This window comes from Azorhizobium doebereinerae UFLA1-100, from assembly GCF_000473085.1.
Lineage (GTDB): Bacteria > Pseudomonadota > Alphaproteobacteria > Rhizobiales > Xanthobacteraceae > Azorhizobium > Azorhizobium doebereinerae.
The window spans coordinates 164116-184571 of sequence record NZ_AXBA01000012.1 but is presented as its reverse complement, the minus strand read 5'-3'; the positions used below and the strand labels follow the sequence as shown (position 1 = coordinate 184571).

At 69.3% G+C, this 20456-nt stretch carries 17 protein-coding genes; 6 read left to right on the top strand and 11 right to left on the bottom strand.

Annotated elements, in window-relative coordinates; translation table 11 throughout:
* A partial coding sequence (locus YU1_RS0110835) for an IS5/IS1182 family transposase (RefSeq protein WP_029004079.1) occupies positions 1 to 273 on the top strand: 273 nt, incomplete at its 5' end.
* Here YU1_RS0110835 and YU1_RS29020 read toward each other — a convergent pair.
* The 7 genes from YU1_RS29020 to YU1_RS0110800 all read right to left on the bottom strand — a co-directional run bounded on the left by YU1_RS29020 (position 225) and on the right by YU1_RS0110800 (position 8677).
* Positions 225 to 1130: a C40 family peptidase gene (locus YU1_RS29020; RefSeq protein ID WP_051356738.1), complete on the bottom strand. Its 906-nt coding sequence runs from the start codon at positions 1128 to 1130 to the stop codon at positions 225 to 227. The genes YU1_RS0110835 and YU1_RS29020 overlap by 49 nt on opposite strands.
* Positions 1123 to 2478, bottom strand: a complete 1356-nt coding sequence (locus YU1_RS0110825; protein ID WP_029004078.1) for a leucyl aminopeptidase family protein — start codon at positions 2476 to 2478, stop codon at positions 1123 to 1125. Before YU1_RS0110825 ends, YU1_RS29020 begins: the two co-directional genes overlap by 8 nt.
* Before the next feature lie 181 nt (positions 2479 to 2659).
* Positions 2660 to 3142, bottom strand: coding sequence for a prepilin peptidase (locus YU1_RS0110820; RefSeq protein ID WP_051356737.1), 483 nt, complete (start codon positions 3140 to 3142; stop codon positions 2660 to 2662).
* 7 nt (positions 3143 to 3149) lie between these two features.
* On the bottom strand, positions 3150 to 3314 hold the full coding sequence (locus YU1_RS32640; RefSeq protein ID WP_035714860.1) for a Flp family type IVb pilin: 165 nt from the start codon (positions 3312 to 3314) through the stop codon (positions 3150 to 3152).
* A gap of 292 nt (positions 3315 to 3606) precedes the next feature.
* Positions 3607 to 4776 carry an MFS transporter gene (locus tag YU1_RS0110810; RefSeq protein WP_029004076.1) on the bottom strand — a complete coding sequence of 390 codons (1170 nt, stop codon included), beginning with the start codon at positions 4774 to 4776 and terminating at the stop codon, positions 3607 to 3609.
* A gap of 161 nt (positions 4777 to 4937) precedes the next feature.
* Positions 4938 to 5606, bottom strand: a complete 669-nt coding sequence (locus tag YU1_RS0110805; RefSeq protein WP_051356736.1) for a L,D-transpeptidase family protein — start codon at positions 5604 to 5606, stop codon at positions 4938 to 4940.
* 266 nt (positions 5607 to 5872) lie between these two features.
* Positions 5873 to 8677, bottom strand: coding sequence for a [protein-PII] uridylyltransferase (locus YU1_RS0110800; RefSeq protein WP_051356735.1), 2805 nt, complete (start codon positions 8675 to 8677; stop codon positions 5873 to 5875).
* A gap of 262 nt (positions 8678 to 8939) precedes the next feature.
* Here YU1_RS0110800 and YU1_RS0110795 point away from each other — a divergent pair, with 262 nt between their 5' ends.
* Both YU1_RS0110795 and YU1_RS0110790 read left to right on the top strand, forming a co-directional pair.
* On the top strand, positions 8940 to 11198 hold the full coding sequence (locus YU1_RS0110795) for a transglycosylase domain-containing protein (RefSeq protein ID WP_245263291.1): 2259 nt from the start codon (positions 8940 to 8942) through the stop codon (positions 11196 to 11198).
* A 162-nt stretch (positions 11199 to 11360) separates the two neighbouring features.
* Complete coding sequence (locus YU1_RS0110790) at positions 11361 to 12143, top strand: sulfite exporter TauE/SafE family protein (RefSeq protein ID WP_198018894.1); 783 nt, start codon at positions 11361 to 11363, stop codon at positions 12141 to 12143.
* A gap of 46 nt (positions 12144 to 12189) precedes the next feature.
* Here YU1_RS0110790 and YU1_RS31930 read toward each other — a convergent pair whose 3' ends face one another.
* On the bottom strand, positions 12190 to 12951 hold the full coding sequence (locus YU1_RS31930; protein ID WP_051356734.1) for a lysozyme inhibitor LprI family protein: 762 nt from the start codon (positions 12949 to 12951) through the stop codon (positions 12190 to 12192).
* A gap of 240 nt (positions 12952 to 13191) precedes the next feature.
* On the bottom strand, positions 13192 to 14469 hold the full coding sequence (gene hemA, locus YU1_RS0110780; protein WP_029004071.1) for a 5-aminolevulinate synthase: 1278 nt from the start codon (positions 14467 to 14469) through the stop codon (positions 13192 to 13194).
* Positions 14470 to 15395: 926 nt separating this feature from the next.
* Here hemA and YU1_RS0110775 point away from each other — a divergent pair.
* Positions 15396 to 16526 (top strand): type III PLP-dependent enzyme, encoded by a 1131-nt coding sequence (locus YU1_RS0110775; protein WP_029004070.1) that lies wholly within the window; start codon positions 15396 to 15398, stop codon positions 16524 to 16526.
* 210 nt (positions 16527 to 16736) lie between these two features.
* Entirely contained in the window at positions 16737 to 17288 is a 552-nt protein-coding gene (locus YU1_RS0110770; protein ID WP_029004069.1) for a GNAT family N-acetyltransferase, read from the top strand.
* 123 nt (positions 17289 to 17411) lie between these two features.
* Here YU1_RS0110770 and YU1_RS0110765 read toward each other — a convergent pair whose 3' ends face one another.
* Positions 17412 to 18059, bottom strand: coding sequence for a hypothetical protein (locus tag YU1_RS0110765; RefSeq protein ID WP_029004068.1), 648 nt, complete (start codon positions 18057 to 18059; stop codon positions 17412 to 17414).
* A 68-nt stretch (positions 18060 to 18127) separates the two neighbouring features.
* Complete coding sequence (locus tag YU1_RS29005; protein ID WP_051356733.1) at positions 18128 to 19090, bottom strand: LysR family transcriptional regulator; 963 nt, start codon at positions 19088 to 19090, stop codon at positions 18128 to 18130.
* A gap of 189 nt (positions 19091 to 19279) precedes the next feature.
* On the opposite strand from YU1_RS29005, the gene YU1_RS0110755 reads away from it, so the two are divergent.
* Positions 19280 to 20455, top strand: coding sequence for an MFS transporter (locus YU1_RS0110755; RefSeq protein WP_029004067.1), 1176 nt, complete (start codon positions 19280 to 19282; stop codon positions 20453 to 20455).
* The last annotated feature ends 1 nt before the right edge of the window (position 20456 follow it).

Below are 20456 nucleotides of genomic sequence, written 5' to 3'. Positions count from 1 at the left end.
CCCGCCCAGGCCGTCATGGCCGATACCGCCTATGACAGCGACGCCCTGCGCGCCACAATCGCGGCAAGGAACGCGCAGGCGGTCATCCCGTCCAATCCATCCCGCGCCAGGAAGCATAGCCTCGACAGGCACCTCTACGCTCAGCGCCACCTGATCGAATGCTGCTTCTCCAAGCTCAAGCAGTTCAGGCGTGTCGCGACCCGCTTCGAGAAGACCGCGCGAAACTACCTCGCCATCGTCACAATCGCTGCCATCGTCCTGTGGATCAGGTAACTGTCCACACCACCTAGCCGGCGCACGGTGCGCAGCGGCCCGACGGCGGCGGCGATGCGGGCAAGCGCGGGGACGAGCGGCTCGCGCGCCACCGCCATATGGTGGGCATTGGCGTGCAGCAGCGTGTCGGCGGCTTCCGCGATGGCCACATGGCCGGGCCAGAACAGCAGATCGCCCCGTTGCAGCGGCCCGGCCGGGTCCACGGCTGTTCCCACCATGGCTTCCTGCATGTCGCTGTCGCGGGGCGCGGCGACGCCGCAGGCGCCAAGCGCCGCCTGCACGAGGCCGGAGCAGTCGAGGCCGAGGCTGGAGCAGCCGCCCCACAGATAGGGCGTGCCGAGGAAGCGCGCCGCCACCGCCACGAAGTCGGGCTCGGCCGTGCCCAGCGGCACCACGTGGCCGGCGGGCACCGCCCCCCGGTCGGTGACGGCGAAGGCGCCGCGCATGTCGCGCACATGCAGCAGCGCGCCGGTGACGAGGGTGGCCGCCGGCGGCAGCTTGATGTCGAGGCCCGGGAACAGGAAGCTGCGCAGCGCGCTCACCCGGTGGGTCGGTGCCGGGCCGAGGGGGCCGGTGGCGATGGTCGGCATGTAGCCCACATAGCCGTCGCGCCCCAGTTGCACCCAGGACCAGCCTTCCGCATCGTCCTCATAGACGGTGACGGTCTCGCCATAGAGCGCCTCGGTGTCCAGCATGGCGTCCGGGCGCGGCTGCCGGCGCAGGGGGGCCACGTCGGCGAAAATCCGGCGCGCCTCGCCCACCGCGTAACGGGGGGCGTCCACGAGGCCCTGGAGCGCGGCGGCCGCAAGGTCCGGCCGCGCCGCCCGCAGCCGGCGGTCGGGGAGCGCCTCAGCCATAGCGCTGGGCCAGCAGGGCATCGAGGGCGCGGATGGTCTGGGCCTCGCCGCCTTCCGGGCGTCCCGGCCGGGCGGACGGGGTCCAGGCATAGATGTCGAGATGCAGCCAGGACTTCGTCGCGCCCACGAAGCGCTTCAGGAACAGCGCCGCGGTGATCGAGCCGGCGAAGCCGCCAGCGCCGGCATTGTTGATGTCGGCGATCTTGCTGTCGAGCATGGCCGCATAGGGTTGCCACAGCGGCATGCGCCACAGCGGGTCGTTCTCGCTGGCCGCATGGCGGGCGAGGTCGGAGGCGAGGGCCTCGTCGTCGGTATAAGCGGGCGGCAATTGCGGCCCGAGGGCGACGCGCGCCGCGCCGGTGAGCGTGGCGAAGTCGATCAGCAGGTCGGGCGCCTCCGCATCGGCCAGCGCCAGCGCGTCGGCGAGGATCAGGCGGCCCTCCGCGTCGGTATTGCCGATCTCCACCGACAGGCCCTTGCGGCTCTTGAGCACGTCGCCGGGGCGGAAGGCATTGCCGGCGATGGCGTTTTCCACCGCAGGGATGATCAGGCGCAGGCGCACCTTGAGGCCGCGCGCCATGATCATGAGGGCGAGGCCGAGCGCCGAGGCGGCGCCGCCCATGTCCTTCTTCATCAGCAGCATGCCGGCGGAGGTCTTGATGTCGAGACCGCCGGTGTCGAAGGCGACGCCCTTGCCCACCAGCGTCACCTTGGGCGCGTCCGGATCGCCCCAGGTCAGGTCGATGAGGCGCGGCGCGCGGGTGGCGGCGCGGCCGACCGCGTGGATGAGCGGGAAGTTCTCCTCCAGCAGCGCGTCGCCCACCACCACGTTGAGGTCGGCGCCGAAGCGGGCGGCCAGGGCGCGGGCGGCATCCTCGATTTCCGCCGGGCCGCAGTCATTGGCGGGGGTGTTCACGAGATCGCGCACCAAAGTCACCGCTTCCACGGTGCGGGCGAGGGCGTCCGCGTCGGCGCCGGCCGGGGGAACGAGGCGCACCTCCTTCGCCGGCCGCGTGCGGTAGCGCTCGAAGCGGTAGGCGCCGAGGCCGAAGGCCAGCGGCGAGAGCGCCGGCACGTCGCCCACCAGCTGGTAGGTGCCGGCGGCCAGCAGGCCGGGCAGGGCGCCGGCGGCGAAGGCATCGCCGTCCGGGCCGAGCCCGAACAGATAGCCGGCCAGCGCGCCGTCCGCCGCAGGCACCGCCAGCAGCTTGCCGGCCTCGCCGGCAAAGCCCGCGCTCTCAACGAAGCGGCGGGCGCTGTCCGGCAGCGGGGCGGCGGCGAGGCGGTCGGGGGTGACGCACCAGATGGGCAGGCTCGGCGCATCCGCCGGGGCGAAACAAGGGGACATGAACCACTCCCGAAAGGCAGCCCCGCGGGCCGGAAGCCCACGGAGCGCGGAATCGCACTCTCAGACCGCCAAACAGGGTCGGATTGATGGCCGACGCGGTCCGGCGCTCCCGATGATTTCAGGACAGGCAGGTAGCACGATCGCCCGGCGGGCGCGACGGGGCGCGCCTCCGGAGCGGCGTTCAGCCGCCGAACGGAGCGGCGAGGGCGATGCTGGAGTGGGGAAACAGCACGAGGCCGGCAAAAGCCAGAGCGACGCCATAGGGCAGCCCGCGCGTGAGGCCGCCATCGCCCCGGCGCCGGGCGGAGAGCGTGACCGCGCCCACCAGCAGGCCGCCCACTCCCCCGCACAGCAGGACGAACAGCGGGAACTGGGTGGGATCGAGCCACAGCGCGGTGGCCGCCGCCAGCTTGGCGTCGCCGGCGCCGATCACGTCTTCCGTGAACAAGGCGAAGCCCGCCGCCAGCAGGGCACCGGCGAGGACCAGCCGCACCGCCAGATCCGGCACCCGGCCGAGCCCGACGAGAGCCAGAAAGCCGAGGACCAGCGCCAGCACGATCAGATTGGGAATGGTGCGCCGGGCGAGATCGCTGGCGAGGGCCGCCACCAGCGCCGCCGGCAGCAGGGCCGAGGCGATGAGTTCGGCGGCAAGGCTGGTGGACATGGCGCGGTCAGTTGCTCGCCGAGGCGGCGGCGGCCTTCAGGCGGCCCAGCGTCAAAGCGATCTGCGTGAGCACGGTGACGATGGCGATGGACAGGCCGGCGGCGATCAGCCCGTACTCCAGGGCCGTGGAGCCGTGCTCCTCCTTCAGGAACCTGAGCAGCAGAACCTTCATACCCTCACCCGGCGGCCAGAGCCCGCACCGGCGGGATTGCAGCGCAATCGGGCCGGTGATGCGGGCTCAAAGGTTTAGAGACGGTGTGCCGGTCAGGTTGCGTCAACCCGGCCGGCTCCGGCTCCCGCGGCAGACCCCCCGGCCGCCGTCGTCCCGGACGCTAGGGGCGCGCCCGTTGCGGGCTGGTAAAAATCGCAGACCCCGATACCTTCGCGCGATGCCCGCTGCCGAAAGGGTTAATGCTCTCTCTTCGCCTGTAACGAATGGGTAAGGGGTTCCGCCGGGGCGCCGCTCAGCAGCTTTCCCGCGCCACCTTGAGGGCCGGGCGGTCCAGGCGGGCGGAGACGAGGCTCAAGCCCAGCGCGGTGGCGGACAGCGCCACGCCCACCAGCGGCAGATGCTGGTAGGCGATGCCATGGGTGATGGCGACCGCGCCGATCCAGGCGCCGATGGCATTGCCCAGGTTGAAGGCGCCCTGGTTGAGCGTCGAGGCGAGGTTGGGGGCCGAATGGGCGGTATCCACCACGCGCAATTGCAGCAGCGGCACCAAAGCGAAGGCGAGCACGCCCCACACCAGCAGCGTCGCGAGCGCGGGCACCGCCTGCGCGCTGGTGCCGACGAAGGCGCCGAGCACAGCGATGAGCACGATCAGCGTGCCGACCAGCGAGGGCATCAGCCGCCAGTCGGCGAGCCGGCCGCCCAGCATGTTGCCGGCAGTGAGGCCGATGCCGAATAGCAGCAGCGCGCCGGTGATGGCCTCCGGCGAGAGGTGCGTCACCTGGGCCAGCAGCGGCGAGATATAAGTGAAGACGCTGAACAGGCTGGCCGAGCAGACCACGCTGATGGCCATGGCGAGGAACACCTGCCGGTCCTTGAGCACGCGGAATTCGGTGAGGATGCGGCTCGGCTTCATGGGGATGCGGCGGGGCAGGAGGAGGACCAGCGCGATCAGCGCCGCCACCCCGATGACCACCACCGCCCAGAAGGTGGAGCGCCAGCCGAGCCACTGGCCGAGCGCGGTGCCCGCCGGCACGCCGAGCACGTTGGCCAGCGTCAGTCCGGCGAACATGAGGGCGATGGCCTGGGCGCGCTTGTTGCGCGGCACGAGGTCGGCGGCCACCACCGAGCCGATGCCGAAGAAGGCGGCATGGCAGAAGGCGGTGACGATGCGCGCGCCCATCAGCAGGCCGTAGGTGGGCGAGAGGGCGCACAGCACGTTGCCGGCGATGAACAGCCCCATGAGCCCGACCAGCGTCGCCTTGCGCGGCAGGCGGGCGGTGAGGATGGCGAGCAGCGGCGCGCCGATGACGACGCCGAGCGCATAGCCCGACACCAGCAGGCCGGCATCGGGAATGGAGACGGAAAGATCACGGGCCACGTCGAGCAAGAGGCCCATGACCACGAATTCGGTGGTGCCGATGCCGAAGGCGGCAACGGCGAGCGAGAGCAGGGACAAGGGCATCGGGGGCGGGCCGAGGCTGTTTCAGGGATCGCCCGAGAATGCGCGGATTGCTGCGATGCAGCAAGAGGGCGGGGCGGGAGGCTGCCATGCGGCGCGCACGAGCGGTTGAACGGCAAATGCTTGCGCAAGGCCGGCCCGTCGCCGCCCGGTCCCGCCCGGCATCATGCCGGCAGGACGACCACCTTGGTCTTGACCGGCGTCTTGTCGTACAGCTCGATCATGTCCTGAGTGAGCAGGCCGACGCAGCCGCTGGTGATGCCCGATCCGATGGTCTCCGGGTCGGTCGTGGCATAGATGGTGTAGAGCGTGTAGCTGCCGTTCTGGTAGAGATGCAGCGTCCGGGCGCCGAGCGGATTGTCGAGGCCGCCGGGCATGCCGCCGGCCCATTTGGCCGCCTCGGGCTGGCGCTTGATCATCTCCCTGGGCGGGGTCCAGGTGGCCCATTCGCTCTTGCGGCCCACATAGGCGTCACCGTTCCAGCGGAAGCCGTCGCGGCCCACATTGGCGCCGTAGCGGGTGGCCTTGCCGTCTTCCTCGATGCGGTAGACGTAATAATTGGCGGGATCGACGATGATGGTGCCGACCGCTTCCTTGGTCTCGTAGGGCACGGTGGCGCGGAAATATTTCGGGCTGACCTTGGTGACGTCGACCGCCGGGATGGCGAACTTCTTGTCGGGCACCGGCCCGTAGACCTTCTGCGCCTCGGCCAGCGTCATGCCCTCGGGCGTGGCGCAGCCGGCGAGCCCCAGCGCGCCGAGGCTGACGGCCGAGCCGGCGAGGAACGACCGGCGGGTGAGCATTCCGGCCGAACGCGCGGTATCGTTGCCCATTCCTGCCGCTGCGGAATTTCCAGCGCTCCTGATCATGATCTGGCGGTGTCCCGTATCCTGATGGGTGAGCCGGCCCCGCGCCTGCATGGGCCAGCCGTTTTCAGCGCGGACATTGCCGCCTCGCGGCGCGGCTGGCAAGGGCGGGGAGGACGGATGTGCCAGGGTCAGCCCGGCGAACAGCAGGGCGATGGGCGGTGCCGAGCGCGTCGCGATTGATCGTGCCGTCAGCAGGAAGGATGTCGCATGGCGTCACTCTCCGGAGGCGTTCACCCCCGCCCCACCCTTCTCGGCGGCTCTTCCTCGTCGAACGAGCCCTCGAACACCCCGATCAGCGCCCGCCTTATGGTGGACTGTCGCGCCGCGCCGGTGATCTTGGCGCCCATCAGGTCGGTGACGTAGAACACGTCCACCGCCCGCTCGCCGAAGGTCGCCACATGCGCCGAGGCGATGTTGAGGTTGAGGCGCGAGAGCGTGTTGGTCAGCTCGAACAGCAGGCCCGGCCGGTCGATGCCGGAGACTTCCACCACCGTGTGGCGGTTGGACCAGGCGTTGTTCACCGTGACTTCCGGCTCCACCGAGAAGGTGCGCCGCGCCTTGGGCAGCTTCTTGGCCATCACCTCGGGCAGGCGCACCTCGCCGGTCAGCGCCTTCTCGATGGCGTCGCGGATGCGCCCGGCGCGGCGCTCCTCGTCCTCGTCGCGGTCGAAGGCGCGGCGCACGGCGATGGTGTCCAGCGCCAGCCCGTCCGTGGTGGTGGAAATCTGCGCGTCCACGATGTTCGCCCCCGCCGCCGCGCAGGCTCCCGCGATCACGGAGAGCAGCTTGGGATGGTCGGGCGCCAGCACGGTGAGCACGGTGATGCCGCGCTCGGGCACGATCTCGGCGCAGGTGGCCAGCGTCTTCTGCGCTTCCTCGGTGGCGAGGATGAAGCGGGCGTGGCGCACCTTGGTCTCCAAATCCACCCTGAGCCAATAGGGCGGGTAGTGCCGCGCGGCATAGGCTGAGAACTGCGCGTCGCTCCAGTCGTCCAGCGCGTGGCGGAGCTGCGCCTGCGCCACCTGCACGCGCTTGCCGCGGTCCACCTCCGAGAAGCCGCCGGTCAGCACCGGCTCGGTCTCGTAATAGAGCGTGCGCAGCAACTGCGCCTTCCAGCCGTTCCACACGCCGGGGCCGACCGCGCGGATGTCCGCCGTGGTCAGCACGGTGAGCATCTTCATGCGGTCGAGATTCTGCACCACGGCGGCGAAATTCTCGATGGTCTTGCGGTCGGAGAGATCGCGCGACTGGGCCACCGTGGACATGACGAGGTGCTGCTCCACCAGCCAGGCCACGGTCTCGGTCTCGGCCGCCGACAGGCCGAAGCGCGGGCACAGCTTGCGGGCGATGCGCGCGCCGGCCACCGAATGGTCCTCCGGCCGCCCCTTGGCGATGTCGTGCATCAAGAGCGCCACATAGAGCAGGTGGCGCGGCTTGATGGTGGCCATCAGATCGTTGGCGAGGCCGTTCTCCGGATTGGTCTTGCGCTCGATCTCCGAGAGGATGCCGATGCAGCGCAACAGGTGCTCGTCCACCGTATAGTGGTGGTACATGTTGAACTGCATCATCGCGACGACCTTGCCGAATTCCGGCACGAACCGTCCGAGCACGCCCACCTCGTTCATGCGCCGGAGCACCTCCTCCGGCGCGTTCTTCGAGCACAGGATGTCGAGAAACAGCCGGTTGGCCTCGGGGTTCTCGCGCAGCTTGGCGTCGATGAGGCTGAGAGAGCGGGCGGCGAGGCGCAGCGCGTCCGGGTGGAAGTTCACGTCGCGCTTGTCGGCGATGGCGAACAGGCGAATGAGGTTCAGCGGGTCGCGCTTGAACACCTCGTCGTCGATCACGTTGAGCCGCTCATGGTCGATCCAGAAGTCGGCGCTCTCCTTCAGCTTCACGCGCTTGGGGCCGCCGCGCAGCCGCTCCACCATGCCCTTGAGGCCGGGAACGCTCTTCTCGTGGCGCGCCTCCACGGCGGCGGAGAGGATGGCGGTCAGGTCGCCCACCTCCTTCGCCACCAGGAAATAGTGCTTCATGAAGCGTTCCACGTCCTGCTGGCCGGGATGCTCCGTATAGCCGAGCCGCTCGGCCATCTCGCGCTGGAGGTCGAACGACAGGCGCTCCTCGGCCCGGTCGGTGAGGAAGTGCAGGTGGCAGCGCACCGACCAGAGGAAGTCCTCGCAGCGGGTGAACAGGCGGGCCTCGTCCTTGGTGAAGACGCCCTTCTGCACCAGTTCGTCGGTGGAGCGCACGCGGTAGACGTATTTGGCGATCCAGAACAGCGTGTGCAGGTCGCGCAGGCCGCCCTTGCTCTCCTTGACGTTGGGCTCCACCAGATAGCGCGAGGAACCGGCCCGGCGCAGGCGCTCCTCGCGCTCGGCCATCTTGGCGGCGACGAATTCGGCGGCGGTGCCTTCCACCACCTCCTTGTCGAAGCGCGCCTCCAGGTCCTCGAACAGCGCCTTGTCGCCCACCAGGAAGCGGGCTTCCAGGATGGAGGTGCGGATGGTGATGTCGGCGCGCGCCTGGCGCAGGCACTCGTCCACGGAGCGGGTGGCGTGGCCCACTTTCAGGCCGAGGTCCCACAGGATGTAGAGCATGGCCTCGGCCACGCTCTCGCCCCAGGCGGTCTGCTTGTAGGGCAGCACGAACAGGATGTCGGTGTCCGACCCGGGCGCCATCATGCCGCGCCCGTAGCCGCCCACCGCCACCACGGCCATGCGCTCGGCCCGGGTGGGGTTGTCGATGGGATACATCACCGTGGTGGCCACCTCATGGGCGGCGGTGATCACGGCATCCTGAAGGGCGGACAGGCGGATCGAGCACATGCGGCCGGAGCCGTCGGCCATCAGCAGGCGCTCGGCCTCGCGCCGGCCCTCGGCGAGGGCCTGCTTGAGGCGCGCCACCACCGCCGGGCGGATGTCCGCCTTCGGGCCGGCATGGCCGGTGGCGATGGCGAGCACCTCAGCCTTGAGGCGGCTGCCCTCGAAGGGCTCGCCGATGGTGCGGGACGGACGGATGGGACGCTGCGTGCTCATGGGATGTCTTCGGGCGCCGGGCTCTTGGCGCCATCGTGGCGCGGCCTTCCGCTTTATCGCAATCGGCGCCCGCCGTCACGGCGCGGCGCGGGGCCGGGGGGCGGTCGAAGGTGGGGAATTCGGTCCGCTTCGGAGCGGGCCGAGGTAACCGAACCTTAAATGGCCGCATTCGAAGGTCTTTGAGGTCTCATCTTTCAACCAGCGGACGGGACCCTTCATGGCGGGGCGCGGAACAGGCGGGCAGGAACGGCGCGAACCCCAGATGGAGCGCCCCGAATCCCTGTTCGACATCCGCCTCGAACCCGGCGACCGGCCGGGGGGCGGTCACGGGCCGGCGGGCAAGCCGGCCTCCGGCAAGCGCGCGCGGTCCGAGCCCAGCCTCGATGCCGCAGCAGAAAGCGAGGACATGGCCGCCGCCACGCGCCGCTCGGATCGCGAACCCAAAGGACGCAGCGCGGGCAGCCGTGGCACGGGCGGCAATGGTGCGTCCGGCAACAGCGGGTCCGGCCGCGGCAAGGCCAAGGCCCCGCGCCGCCGCCGGCGCGGCTTCTTCTCGCTGTTCGGCCTGGTGAAGTGGCTGTTCATCCTCGGCCTGTGGGCGGCGGTGGGCGTCGGCGCCCTGGTCGCCTACGAGGCCTCGAAGCTGCCGCCCATGCAGACGCTGATGGTGCCCAAACGCCCGCCCACGGTGATGATCCAGGCCTATGACGGCAAGGCGCTGGCGACGCGCGGCGACATGGGCGGCGCGGCGGTGCCGCTGAAGGAGCTGCCGGCCTATCTGCCGAGGGCTTTCGTCGCCATCGAGGACCGGCGCTTCTACGAACATTGGGGTCTCGACCCGCTGGGCCTCGCCCGCGCCATGGCCGCCAACCTGGTCTCCCGCCGGGTGCGGCAGGGCGGCTCGACGCTGACCCAGCAGCTGGCCAAGAACCTGTTCCTCACCCAGGAGCGCACCTTCTCGCGCAAGATCCAGGAACTGGTCCTGGCCCTGTGGCTGGAGAAGAAGTTCACCAAGAACGAGATCCTCGACCTCTATCTGAACCGGGTCTATTTCGGCAACGGCGCCTATGGCGTCGAGGCGGCGGCGCAGCGCTACTTCAACAAGTCGGCGCGCAACGTCACCTTGTCCGAGGCGGCGATGCTGGCGGGCCTGGTGAACGCCCCCTCGCGCCTCGCCCCGACCCGCAACCTGAAAGCCGCGCAGGACCGCGCCAACCTCGTGCTCGCGGCCATGCGCGAGCAGGGCTATGTCTCCGAAGACATGGTGAAGGTGGCGCTGTCCCGCCCGGCGACGCTCGCCAAGCCGTCGACGCCCGATTCCATCGGCTATGTGGCCGACTGGGTGATGGACCAGCTCGATTCCTACGTGGGCACGCTGCCCGGTGACGTGATCGTGCGCACCACCATCGATCCCACCCTGCAACAGACGGCGCAGGCCTCGCTGACCGATGCCCTCAACAAGCAGGGCGCCAAATACGGCGTCGGCCAGGGCGCCGTGGTCTCGCTCGATACCGATGGCGCGGTGAAGGCGCTGGTGGGCGGGCGGTCCTATGAGGACAGCCAGTACAACCGCGCCGTGACCGCGCGCCGCCAGCCCGGCTCCTCGTTCAAGCCGTTCGTTTATCTGACCGCGCTGGAGAAGGGGCTGACGCCGGAGACGATCCGCGAGGACGGGCCGATCCAACTCAAGGGCTGGAAGCCGGAGAATGCCAGCCACCAGTATCTCGGCCCGGTGCCGCTGCAGCAGGCGCTCGCCATGTCGCTGAACACGGTGTCGGTGCGCCTCGCCTTGGAGGTCGGCCCCAAGGCGGTGGTGGCCACCGCCCATCGCCTCGGCATCACCTCGACGCTCGACCCCAACCCCTCCATCGCGCTCGGCACGTCGGAAGTGTCGGTGCTGGAACTGGCCTCGGCTTACGTGCCGTTCGCCAATGGCGGCATCGGCATCATTCCCTACGTCATCGACAGCGTGAAGGGCGCCGACGGCAAGGTGCTCTATTCCCGCTCCACCTCAGGGCCGGGGCGCGTCATCGATCCGGCCTATGTGGGCATGATGAACCACATGCTGGAGCAGACGCTGATCACCGGCACCGGCCGCCGCGCCGAATTGCCGGGCTGGGACGCCGCCGGCAAGACCGGAACCTCGCAGGATTATCGCGACGCCTGGTTCGTCGGCTACACCGCCCGCATGGTCACCGCGGTGTGGCTGGGCAATGACGATTCCTCGCCCACCAAGAAGGCCTCGGGCGCCAACCTGCCGGCGGAGATCTGGAGCCGCTACATGAAGGTGGCGCACAAGGATCTGCCCATGGCCGAACTGCCCGGCGCGGGACATTCCTACGCCGGCTACGGCCAGCCGAGCTACGGCCAGCCGGGCCTGCTGCCTCCGGGCCAGATCCCGGACGAGGCGCCGCCCGCCATCGTCGGCAACCTGCCGCAGCAGGCGCCGCGCCCGCAGCAGGACGAGCCGATGACGCTGGATCGCTGGTTCGTGGACACGTTTCTTGGCGGCCGGCGATAAAGCAAGTTCAGGGACAAAATAGTCTCGGCTAAAGATAGAACCCTGTGTTCCGATCGCTGGGGTGTCAAAAAACGACCGCATGTTATTTCGCTGGTCCTTTGTCTTGACCAAAAAAATCATCCCGCCCTAGGTTTCCCGATATTTAAAAGCGGGGGGCGTGTGTTGGACCCGAGCAATCCATTTTATTGGCTGATCCTGGTGTTCGGCGGCTTTGTTTGCGGGCTTCTCAATACGCTCGCTTCGTCAGGGACGGCAGTCAGCCTCCCCCTGCTGATCCTCTTTCTTGGCATGAACGAGGGGGTGGCCAACGCCACCAACCGCTTGCCGGTCCTCGTGGGGGCGGTCATGGCCGCCTTCGCCTTCGCCCGGCGAGGCCAGATGGACTGGAGCGCCGCCCTTCGTTTGGTGCCCCCGGCGGCGGTCGGCAGCATCTTCGGCGTCTATGCCGCCGAAGCTCTGACGAACCGGCAATTGGAGCATTTCGTCAATGCGGCGGTTCTGGTCGCTCTGTTGCTTCTCTTTACGAAGCTCAGGAAGATCCTGTCTCAATCCGACGGGCGGCTGCCGAGGCTCCATTGGCGCGGCATGGTGCTGGTGTTCTTCGTCGGCTTCTGGCTTGGTTTCATCGTTCTCGATGGCGCAACTTATCTGTTGCTGATCCTGATGCTCGTTTTCTATTACGACCTGCCGCGTGCCAATGCGCTCAAGAACCTGCTCATTGCCGTGACCTCTCTGCTGCCGGTGCTGATCTTCGCCCGCAACGGCCAGATCTTGTGGGTCGAGGGCGGTGTATTGGCTGCCGGCAGCATCGTCGGCGGCTATCTCGGGGCCTATCTCTCCAATGTCGCGGGAGCACGCCAACTGGCATTCCGCGCGCTCGCCTTCGTCATCACGATCGAACTGGTGCAACTGGTCTGGCGCGCGACGGCCCCGTTGCGGGCCTGAGCCTATGGGGCGAGGGTGAGCGCGGCGTTCGCGGCGGCGCTGCCGGTCAGCGCGCCCGCTTCCCTGGCGCCGGAGCCATCGGCAGGAAGCTGCCGTCGATGGTGGCCCGGAAGCCGCAGAAGGGCGGGCTGGCGAAGTCGGCCTGCTTCGGCCGCTCCAGCTCGGCGGCCAGCAACGCGCCGGTGCGGGTCAGCCGCACGGTCCAGCCGTCATTCTCCTTGCGCTCGGCCTCGCTGCCGCCGACCACCAGGACGGCGCCGCTGAGGGCGCCGGTGGCCTCCAACTGGCAGACCGGATAGCTGGGGTGGGGCTGGACCGTGGAGATCTCCACCTTGAAGCCGCCGCCCGGCGCGGGCGCCACGGTGACTTCGCCAAAGACATTGGCCCAGGTTCCGGCAAAGCCCGCACGCGGCGTGGTCTCGACGCCTTCCAGCAGCCGTGCCCGCCCGTCGAGATCCGCCTTCAGGTCGTAATCCTCGGTGCGGGCCTGGACGTCCCTGGCCTCGACGAAGATGCGCTGGTCGGCGCGCAGCGCCGCCTTGCCGTCGGCGTCGAGGGCGCCCATGACCTTCTGGTAGGCGGCGGCGATGCGCCGGTCGAGGGCAGCCAGCGCCGGATCGGCGCAGATGGCCTTCTCCACCTTGGTCCGTGCCGCCTTGCAGTCGAACGAGGGGCCGTCCGCCGCCGCGTGCGCGGTAGATAGGCCGAGGGCCAGCAGTCCTGCGAGCAGCGCGGCTGCGCCCGCCCGTGCGCGAGGAGCGGCCGGGCGCCGGCGGCCTGCGGAAAGGGGGGCGGCGGGAAAGGACATGACGCGGCTCCAGCGAACGCACGGCCCCGCTGATCCGCCCGGAAGCCCCGGTTGCACGCCAGCGTGGCATCGCCGCAGCAATGGCATTCCCGGCCGCCCCCGCGCAAGCGGCACGGGTGTGCGGCTGTCGAGGCCTTGATTCACAGGCCCGGAGCCGGCAGTGCATGGCGGTGCCCGGACAAGGAAAAGCCCGGGACCGGCCCGGGCTTTTGACATGGCAGTTGGTTGCGGCCGGGCGGTTCAGCCGCCGGCGATCGGCATGGCGAGGGGCGAGGCACCGGCCGCCAGGATGCGGCGCTCGTGGCCGGCATCGCGCACGCGCGGCAGGTCGAGCCGGTTCCACACGTCGTTCAGCGCCTCGGCGAGGTTGGCGATGAGCTTGTCGTCATGGAACGGGGTCGGCGTGATGCGCAGGCGCTCGGTGCCGCGCGGCACGGTGGGATAGTTGATGGGCTGGATATAGATGGAGTGCTCGGCCAGCAGCACGTCGCTGGCCGCCTTGCACGCCTTGGCGTCGCCTACCATCACCGGGACGATGTGGGTGGGGGTTTCCATCTGCGGCAGGCCGGCGGCGGCGAAGGCCGCCTTCACCTTGGCCACCTGCGCCCGCTGGCCCTCGCGCTCCTTGGTGGAGGTCTTGAGGTGGCGGATGGAGGCGGTGGCGGCGGCGGCGATGGCCGGCGGCAGCGCGGTGGTGAAGATGAAGCCCGGCGCGTAGGAGCGCACCGCGTCCATCACCACGCGGCTGCCGGTGAGGTAGCCGCCGACGACGCCGAACGCCTTGCCCAGCGTGCCCTCGATCACGTCGATGCGGTGCATGACGCCGTCACGCTCGGCGACGCCGCCGCCGCGCGGGCCGTACATGCCCACCGCATGCACCTCGTCCAGATAGGTCATGGCGCCGTAGCGCTCGGCGAGGTCGCAGATGGCGGCCATAGGGGCGATGTCGCCGTCCATGGAATAGACGCTCTCGAACACGATCAGCTTCGGCCGGTCGCCCGCCGCCTGGAGCAGTTCCTCCAGATGGGCGAGGTCATTGTGGCGGAAGATGACCTTCTGCCGGCCGCCCTGGCGCACGCCCTCGATCATCGAATTGTGATTGAGCTCGTCCGAGATCACCACGCAATCGGGGATCAGCTTGGCGATGGTGGAGATGCCGGTGGCATTGGAGACGTAGCCGGAGGTGAACACCAGCCCGGCATCCTTGCCGTGCAGGTCGGCCAGCTCGCGCTCCAGCAGCACGATCTCGTGGCTGTTGCCGGAGATGTTGCGCGTGCCGCCGGCGCCCGCCCCGCGCAGGAGCGCCGTCTCGCGCATGGCTTCCACCACGGCGGGGTGGCTGCCCATGCCCAGATAATCGTTGGAGCACCACACGGTGATCTCGCGCGGGCCGCCGGGCGAATGCCACGTGGCGCGCGGAAAGCGCGTGGCGTTCCGCTCGATATCGGCGAACGTGCGATAGCGGCGTTCGCGGCGGAGGGCATCAACGGCGTCGGCGAAGAAATGATCGTAAGTCATTCGAGATCCGGGGGCGGGACGTGGACGCGAATTCTTCTAATCCTAGGCCGGCACCTTGCTCCGTCCCTTGCGCTCGATCAAGTGCGGGAAAGCCGCAGGGTCGCGCCGGGCCGGGCGGACGATGCGTCGCCGCCGCGCGGCCGGCGGGGCGGCCGGGAACGGCTCGGGCGGCCGGCGCGCGAATCAAGCCGCCGCAAGGGTTCGCTGCCGAGCCGGCTCAGCGATGGCGGCGGCCTTGATGCCGGTGCAATGCTGCACTGCGTCCACGATGGGCCCGCGCGGCGCGTCGCCCCGTAAATCGCCTGTTTCCGCCATTCTGGAGCCATCTGCCGCCCTTCTGGCCGGTCCGGACGGCCATTGCCGCCAAAAGGGACGCATCGCCACGAAATTGCCGCTTGCGCAGGCGGTCGAATTTCCCTAAATCCCCCTCTGCCCAATTTCGCACGTGCCTGTGGTTGCGTGCCGATCGGCGGAAGTCCGGACAAGAGGCCGGAAAGCCGCCAGGACGATCGGTAGCCGGAGGGAACCGGCCCACCCTGCTCTCTCAGCAGGGGACGTGACTTGAAGCAACGACGTAGCGGGCTTTTTTGGTCTCTGCCGGCCCTCCAAAGGTCGACGTTACTGAAGAGGCACTACATCTTGCCGGCCGTGCGGAGAGGGACTCCCCTTTCCAATCGTGCGCATCACCAAGCCTTCCGCTCGACCTGACGGTCGCGGGGCAGGCCCGATGCCGCTCGGCGCGATTTGCGGCCGGTGAAAACCCGGCGAAGCGGGCACGGCCCGTCGGTATGCGGCGCTTCCATAACGCCCCCTGCCGACGATGCGCGTGTCCCGGACCAACGGCGGTTCAACGCCGCGGTCCGCCTGACTGTCGTCGTGCGGAAAGTTCCGCACTTCACGAGGCTTCAAGGTCACGGGAGGTTGCCATGACCGATCGCATCCGCGAATTTCTGCGTACCCGACGAGAAGACGGTCCCTGTGTCGTGGTGGACCTGGATGTGGTCCGCGCGAACTATGCGGCGTTCGCCCGCGCGCTGCCGGACACCCGCGTGTTCTATGCGGTGAAGGCCAATCCCGACACGGCCATTCTCAAGGCCCTGGCGGAGCTGGGCTCGTGCTTCGACGCCGCCTCGGTCCAGGAGATCGAGATGGTGCTGGCCGCCGGCGCCACGCCCGACCGCATCTCCTTCGGCAACACCATCAAGAAGGAGCGCGACATCGAGCGCGCCTACAAGATGGGCGTGCGCCTGTTCGCCGTGGATTGCTACGAGGAGGTCGAGAAGATCGGCCGCGTCGCCCCGCGCGCGAAGGTGTTCTGCCGCATCCTGTGCGACGGCGCCGGCGCCGAATGGCCGCTGTCGCGCAAGTTCGGCTGCGTGCCGGAGATGGCGCCCGACGTGCTGGAGCATGCGCACCGCCTCGGCCTCAGCCCCTATGGCGTGTCCTTCCACGTCGGCTCGCAGCAGAAGAACGTGAACGCCTGGGACCAGGCGCTGTCCTCGGCCGCGGGCATCTTCCGCGAGTGCGCCGAGCGCGGCATCTCGCTGTCCATGGTCAATCTCGGCGGCGGCTTCCCGACCCGCTATCTCCAGGACGTGCCGGCGGCCAAGGCCTATGGCGAGGCGATCTTCGATGCGCTGCGCCGCCACTTCGGCAACGCCATTCCCGAGACCATCATGGAGCCCGGTCGCGGCATGGTCGGCAATGCCGGCATCATCGAGACCGAGGTGGTGCTGATCTCCAAGAAGGCCGAGACCGACAGGCTGCGCTGGGTCTATCTCGACATCGGCAAGTTCGGCGGCCTCGCCGAGACCATGGACGAGGCGATCCGCTACCCGTTGCGCACCCCGCGCGACGGCGACGACACCGCGCCCTGCGTGCTGGCCGGCCCGACCTGCGATTCGGCCGACGTGATGTATGAGAAGACCCCGGTGCACCTGCCGCTGTCGCTCTCCATCGGCGACAAGGTCCTCATCGAGGCCTGCGGGGCCTACACCACCACCTATTCGGCGGTGGCGTTCAACGGCTTCCCGCCGCTGAAGTCCTACGTCATCTGAGCAGCGGCCCGGTCGTTCGCGACCGGCGCTGCCGGGCGAGGCGCCAACGGCGCGCGGCAGCATGTCCGCGCCGCACGGGCGGCTTCATCCGTGCTTCCCCGAGGGGCGGGTCCCCTCTCTTCCGCACTCATCCCTGGCCTTTGGGCTGGTGAAGCATGGCTTCGCCGGATGGGCGTCTTTCGGCCAACGGTTGTGGCGCAGGAGCTGCCGATGACTGCGATTGTCGCTGAAACATGGGAAGAGGCCGCCGCGCGCGAGGCCCTGCTGGACCTGTGCATGCCGCAGCGGTTCGAGAAGGCGTCGGAGCTGATCCGCGAAGGCCGGCTGCCGGCCGACGGGCTGGCGCTGGCCGCCCACGGCCCGGACGGGCGCATGGTCGCAACCGTGCGCCTGTGGCACATCTCCGCCGGCCCCGGCCGTCCGGCGCTGCTGCTCGGCCCGCTCGCCGTGCACCCCTGGTTCCGCGACCGGGGCCTGGGCGGCGCCATGATGCATGCCGCCCTCGGCCGCGCGGCGGATCTCGGCCACGCGGCGGTGATTCTCGTGGGCGATGCGCCTTACTACCAGCGCTTCGGCTTCTCGGCGGCGAAGACCGGCGGCCTGTGGATGCCCGGTCCGTTCGATCCCGCCCGCCTGCTGGCGGTGGAGCTGAAGCGCGGCGCGCTCGACGGCGTCCGGGGCCTCATCAGCCCCACCGGCGACCTGGCGGCGAAGCCATCGCTTGAGGCGCTGATCGCTGCGGATGTGAAGCGCTCGGCCTGAGCGGGCAATTGGCGGGTAGACAGCGTCTGACGGGCTCGGCGGCCTCCAGGGCTCGGTCAGCCGCGGCTGGATGCCATAGTGACGACATCGACCGCAAAGATCTGGGACACACGATAAGACGCCTCAATGAAAGGTGTAGTCCTCTACGGAGTGGATCTGGGTCCACGCGATCGGTGTCTTGCGATACACGAAAGAATAGCCAGCCCCCTCCTGGGAGTGTGGGCGTCCATCGGGCGGGCCATTGAAGGCCGTACGCTGCGTGAACGAAACTAGTACGATGGCGGTCTTGTCGGCCGCATCGAATATAGGAATGGAGATATCCACCCGCTTCATCTTGGCGCCGGGCACCCGATCGTCCGGTCCAATTTCCGGTGTTTGCGCCCCTTTGCCAAGGCTGGCCAGTTGTTGGCTCCACATATCATCAGCCTCCGCATCGGAGCAGAAATAGTCCTGCTTTTTCCTGGTTGGGTCGATGATGTCCGCGGGTTGAAATCCGCTGTCCGGCGCCCTTCCGTCCGCAGAAGAGCTTGTTCCAAGATACTGTCGGGCCAAGGTCGCATCGACGGCGCGGCCCGACCATTGTTTGGCAAAGATGCAGGGCTGCTTATCCGGGACATGATCGCGCAGGACTGCCGCGATGAGAGCCGTCGACTCTTGTTTGCTCCGATCCCTCGCGTCGTCCGGCCGCTGCTTGGCTTCACCGTCCGCGTAAGCGGAAGGGGTGAGCAAGAGAAGAAGCAGCACGGCAGCGCGCAAGAGCAAGATCAGCATTTCCCACAATGTGCCTGACCTTAGCGGTTCGCGTGCCTGAGTAAACCCGCGCATGTTTGCGTGCGCGTTCAGCCGCGCCCGGGCGTCAAGGCGAGCGGGTCGGCGCTGGCGGCGCGGGCGAACCGCGGCGCCACCACCTCCACCAGGAAATCGAGATAGGCCCGCACCCGGGCGGGCATGTGCCCGCCCTGGCCGAGATAGACCGCGTGCATCGGGTCGGTATCGCCGGGATTGAAGTCCTCCAGCACCGGCACCAGCCGTCCGGCGGCGATGTCGGCGGCGACGTGGAACAGGCCGAGGCGGGCGAGGCCGACGCCGCCGAGCAGCAGGTGGCGCAGGGTCTCGCCGTCGCTCGCCGCGACATTGCCCTCGGGGCGGAACACCAGCGTCTCCCCCTCCCGCTCGCCCTTCAGCGGCCAGCCCTCGATCTGCCGCAGGTAGCAGAAGCCGATGCGGTTGTGATGGTCGAGGTCGGCCGGGCGTCGCGGCGTGCCCGTGCGCGCCAGATAGTCCGGCGAACCGACGATGACCATGCGCGTCTCGCCGAGCTTGCGCGCCACCAGCTGGGAGCTCTTCAGCGGCCCGGCGCGGACCGCCACGTCCATGCGCTCCTCCATCAGGTCCACCACCTTGTCGGTGAGCACCACGTCGAGGGAGATGCCGGGATGGCGGGCGAGGAATTCGCCCAGCGCCGGGGCGAGGAACAGCGTGCCGAACGGCACGTTGGCATTCACCCGCAGGTGCCCGCGCGGTTCCTCGCTGCCGGCCACCGAGCGCTCCGCCTCGTCGAGGTCGGCCAGGAGGCGCACGGCCCGCTCATGGAAGGCGAGGCCCTCCGGGGTGAGCTGGAGGCGGCGGGTGGAGCGGTTCACCAGCCGGGCACCGAGGCGCACCTCCAGGCGGCTGATGAGCTTGCTGACGGCGGAAGGCGTCATGCGCAGGTCGCGGGCGGCGGCGGAGAAGCCGCCGCGATCCACCACCCGCACGAACACGTCCATTTCCCCGGTGCGGTTGACGTCCAGCCGGCCCATGTTGCCCCGAACTCACAAATCTTTTGATTAGAGACATCCTAGTCCAGGGCCGTCCGGCCGTCCATTTTGTTGCAACGCGGCATCTGCCTCCCCCGACGGTGGTTTCCGCATTCCTTCACCCTGATCGCGCCGTCGCCGGTCCCCTCGCGGGAGGAGCGGAGGCGGCGCCGGCCGCTTCGGACATCCGCCATGCCTGTTGCCCTCTACGCCCTCACCGCCGGTGCCTTCGGCATCGGCGTCACCGAATTCGTCATCATGGGCCTGCTGCTCGATGTGAGCGCCGATCTCGGCGTCACCCTGTCCTCGGCGGGCCTGCTCATTTCCGGCTATGCGCTGGGCGTCGTGGTCGGCGCGCCGGTGCTGACCATCCTCACCGCCCGCTGGCCGCGCAAGGCGGTGCTGCTCGGCCTCATGGCCGTGTTCACCATCGGCAATCTGGCCTGCGCGCTGGCGCCCGACTACACCACGCTGATGGCCGCCCGCGTGCTCACCGCCTTCGCCCACGCCAGCTTCTTCGGCGTCGGCTCGGTGGTCGCCACCGGCCTCGTGCCGGCCAACAAGAAGGCCTCGGCCATCGCCGTCATGTTCACCGGCCTCACGGTGGCGAACATCCTCGGCGTGCCGTTCGGCACGTGGCTGGGCCAGCACTACGGCTGGCGCTCCACCTTCTGGGCGGTGACGCTGGTGGGCGTCCTCGCCTTCGCGGTGATCGCGCTGCTGGTGCCGCGCTCCGGCGCGCCGATGGAGAAGACCAGCCTGAGGCACGATCTGGCCGTGCTCACCCGCGCCCCGCTGCTGCTGGGCCTCCTCACCACGGTGCTGAGCTGGGTCGGCGTGTTCGCGGCCTTCACTTACATCGCGCCCATGCTCACCCGGATCACCGGCTTCTCGGACGGCGCGGTGTCGCCCATCCTGCTGGTGTTCGGCGCCGGCCTCGTGGTGGGCAACCTTGCCGGCGGCCGGCTGGCGGACTGGAAGCTGGTGCCCACGGTGTACGGCACGCTGGTGGTGCTGGCGGTGGTGCTGGCGGGCCTGACCTTCGCCTTGCACAATGCCGTGGCGGCGGTGGCCTTCGTCGGCCTGCTGGGCGCGGTCGCCTTCGCCACCGTGGCGCCGTTGCAGATGTGGGTGCTGGAGAAGGCTCAAGGAGCCGGCCAGAGCCTGGCCTCCAGCTTCAACATCGCCGCCTTCAACCTCGGCAACGCCATCGGCGCGTGGCTGGGCGGGGTGGTGATCGACCACGGCCTCGGCCTCGGCGCCATTCCCTGGGTGGCGGCGCTGGTGCCGCTGGCGGCGGTGCCGGTGGTGTGGTGGGCGGGGCGGATCGAAGCCTCCCGCGCGCTGCGCCCGGTGGCGGCGGAATAGA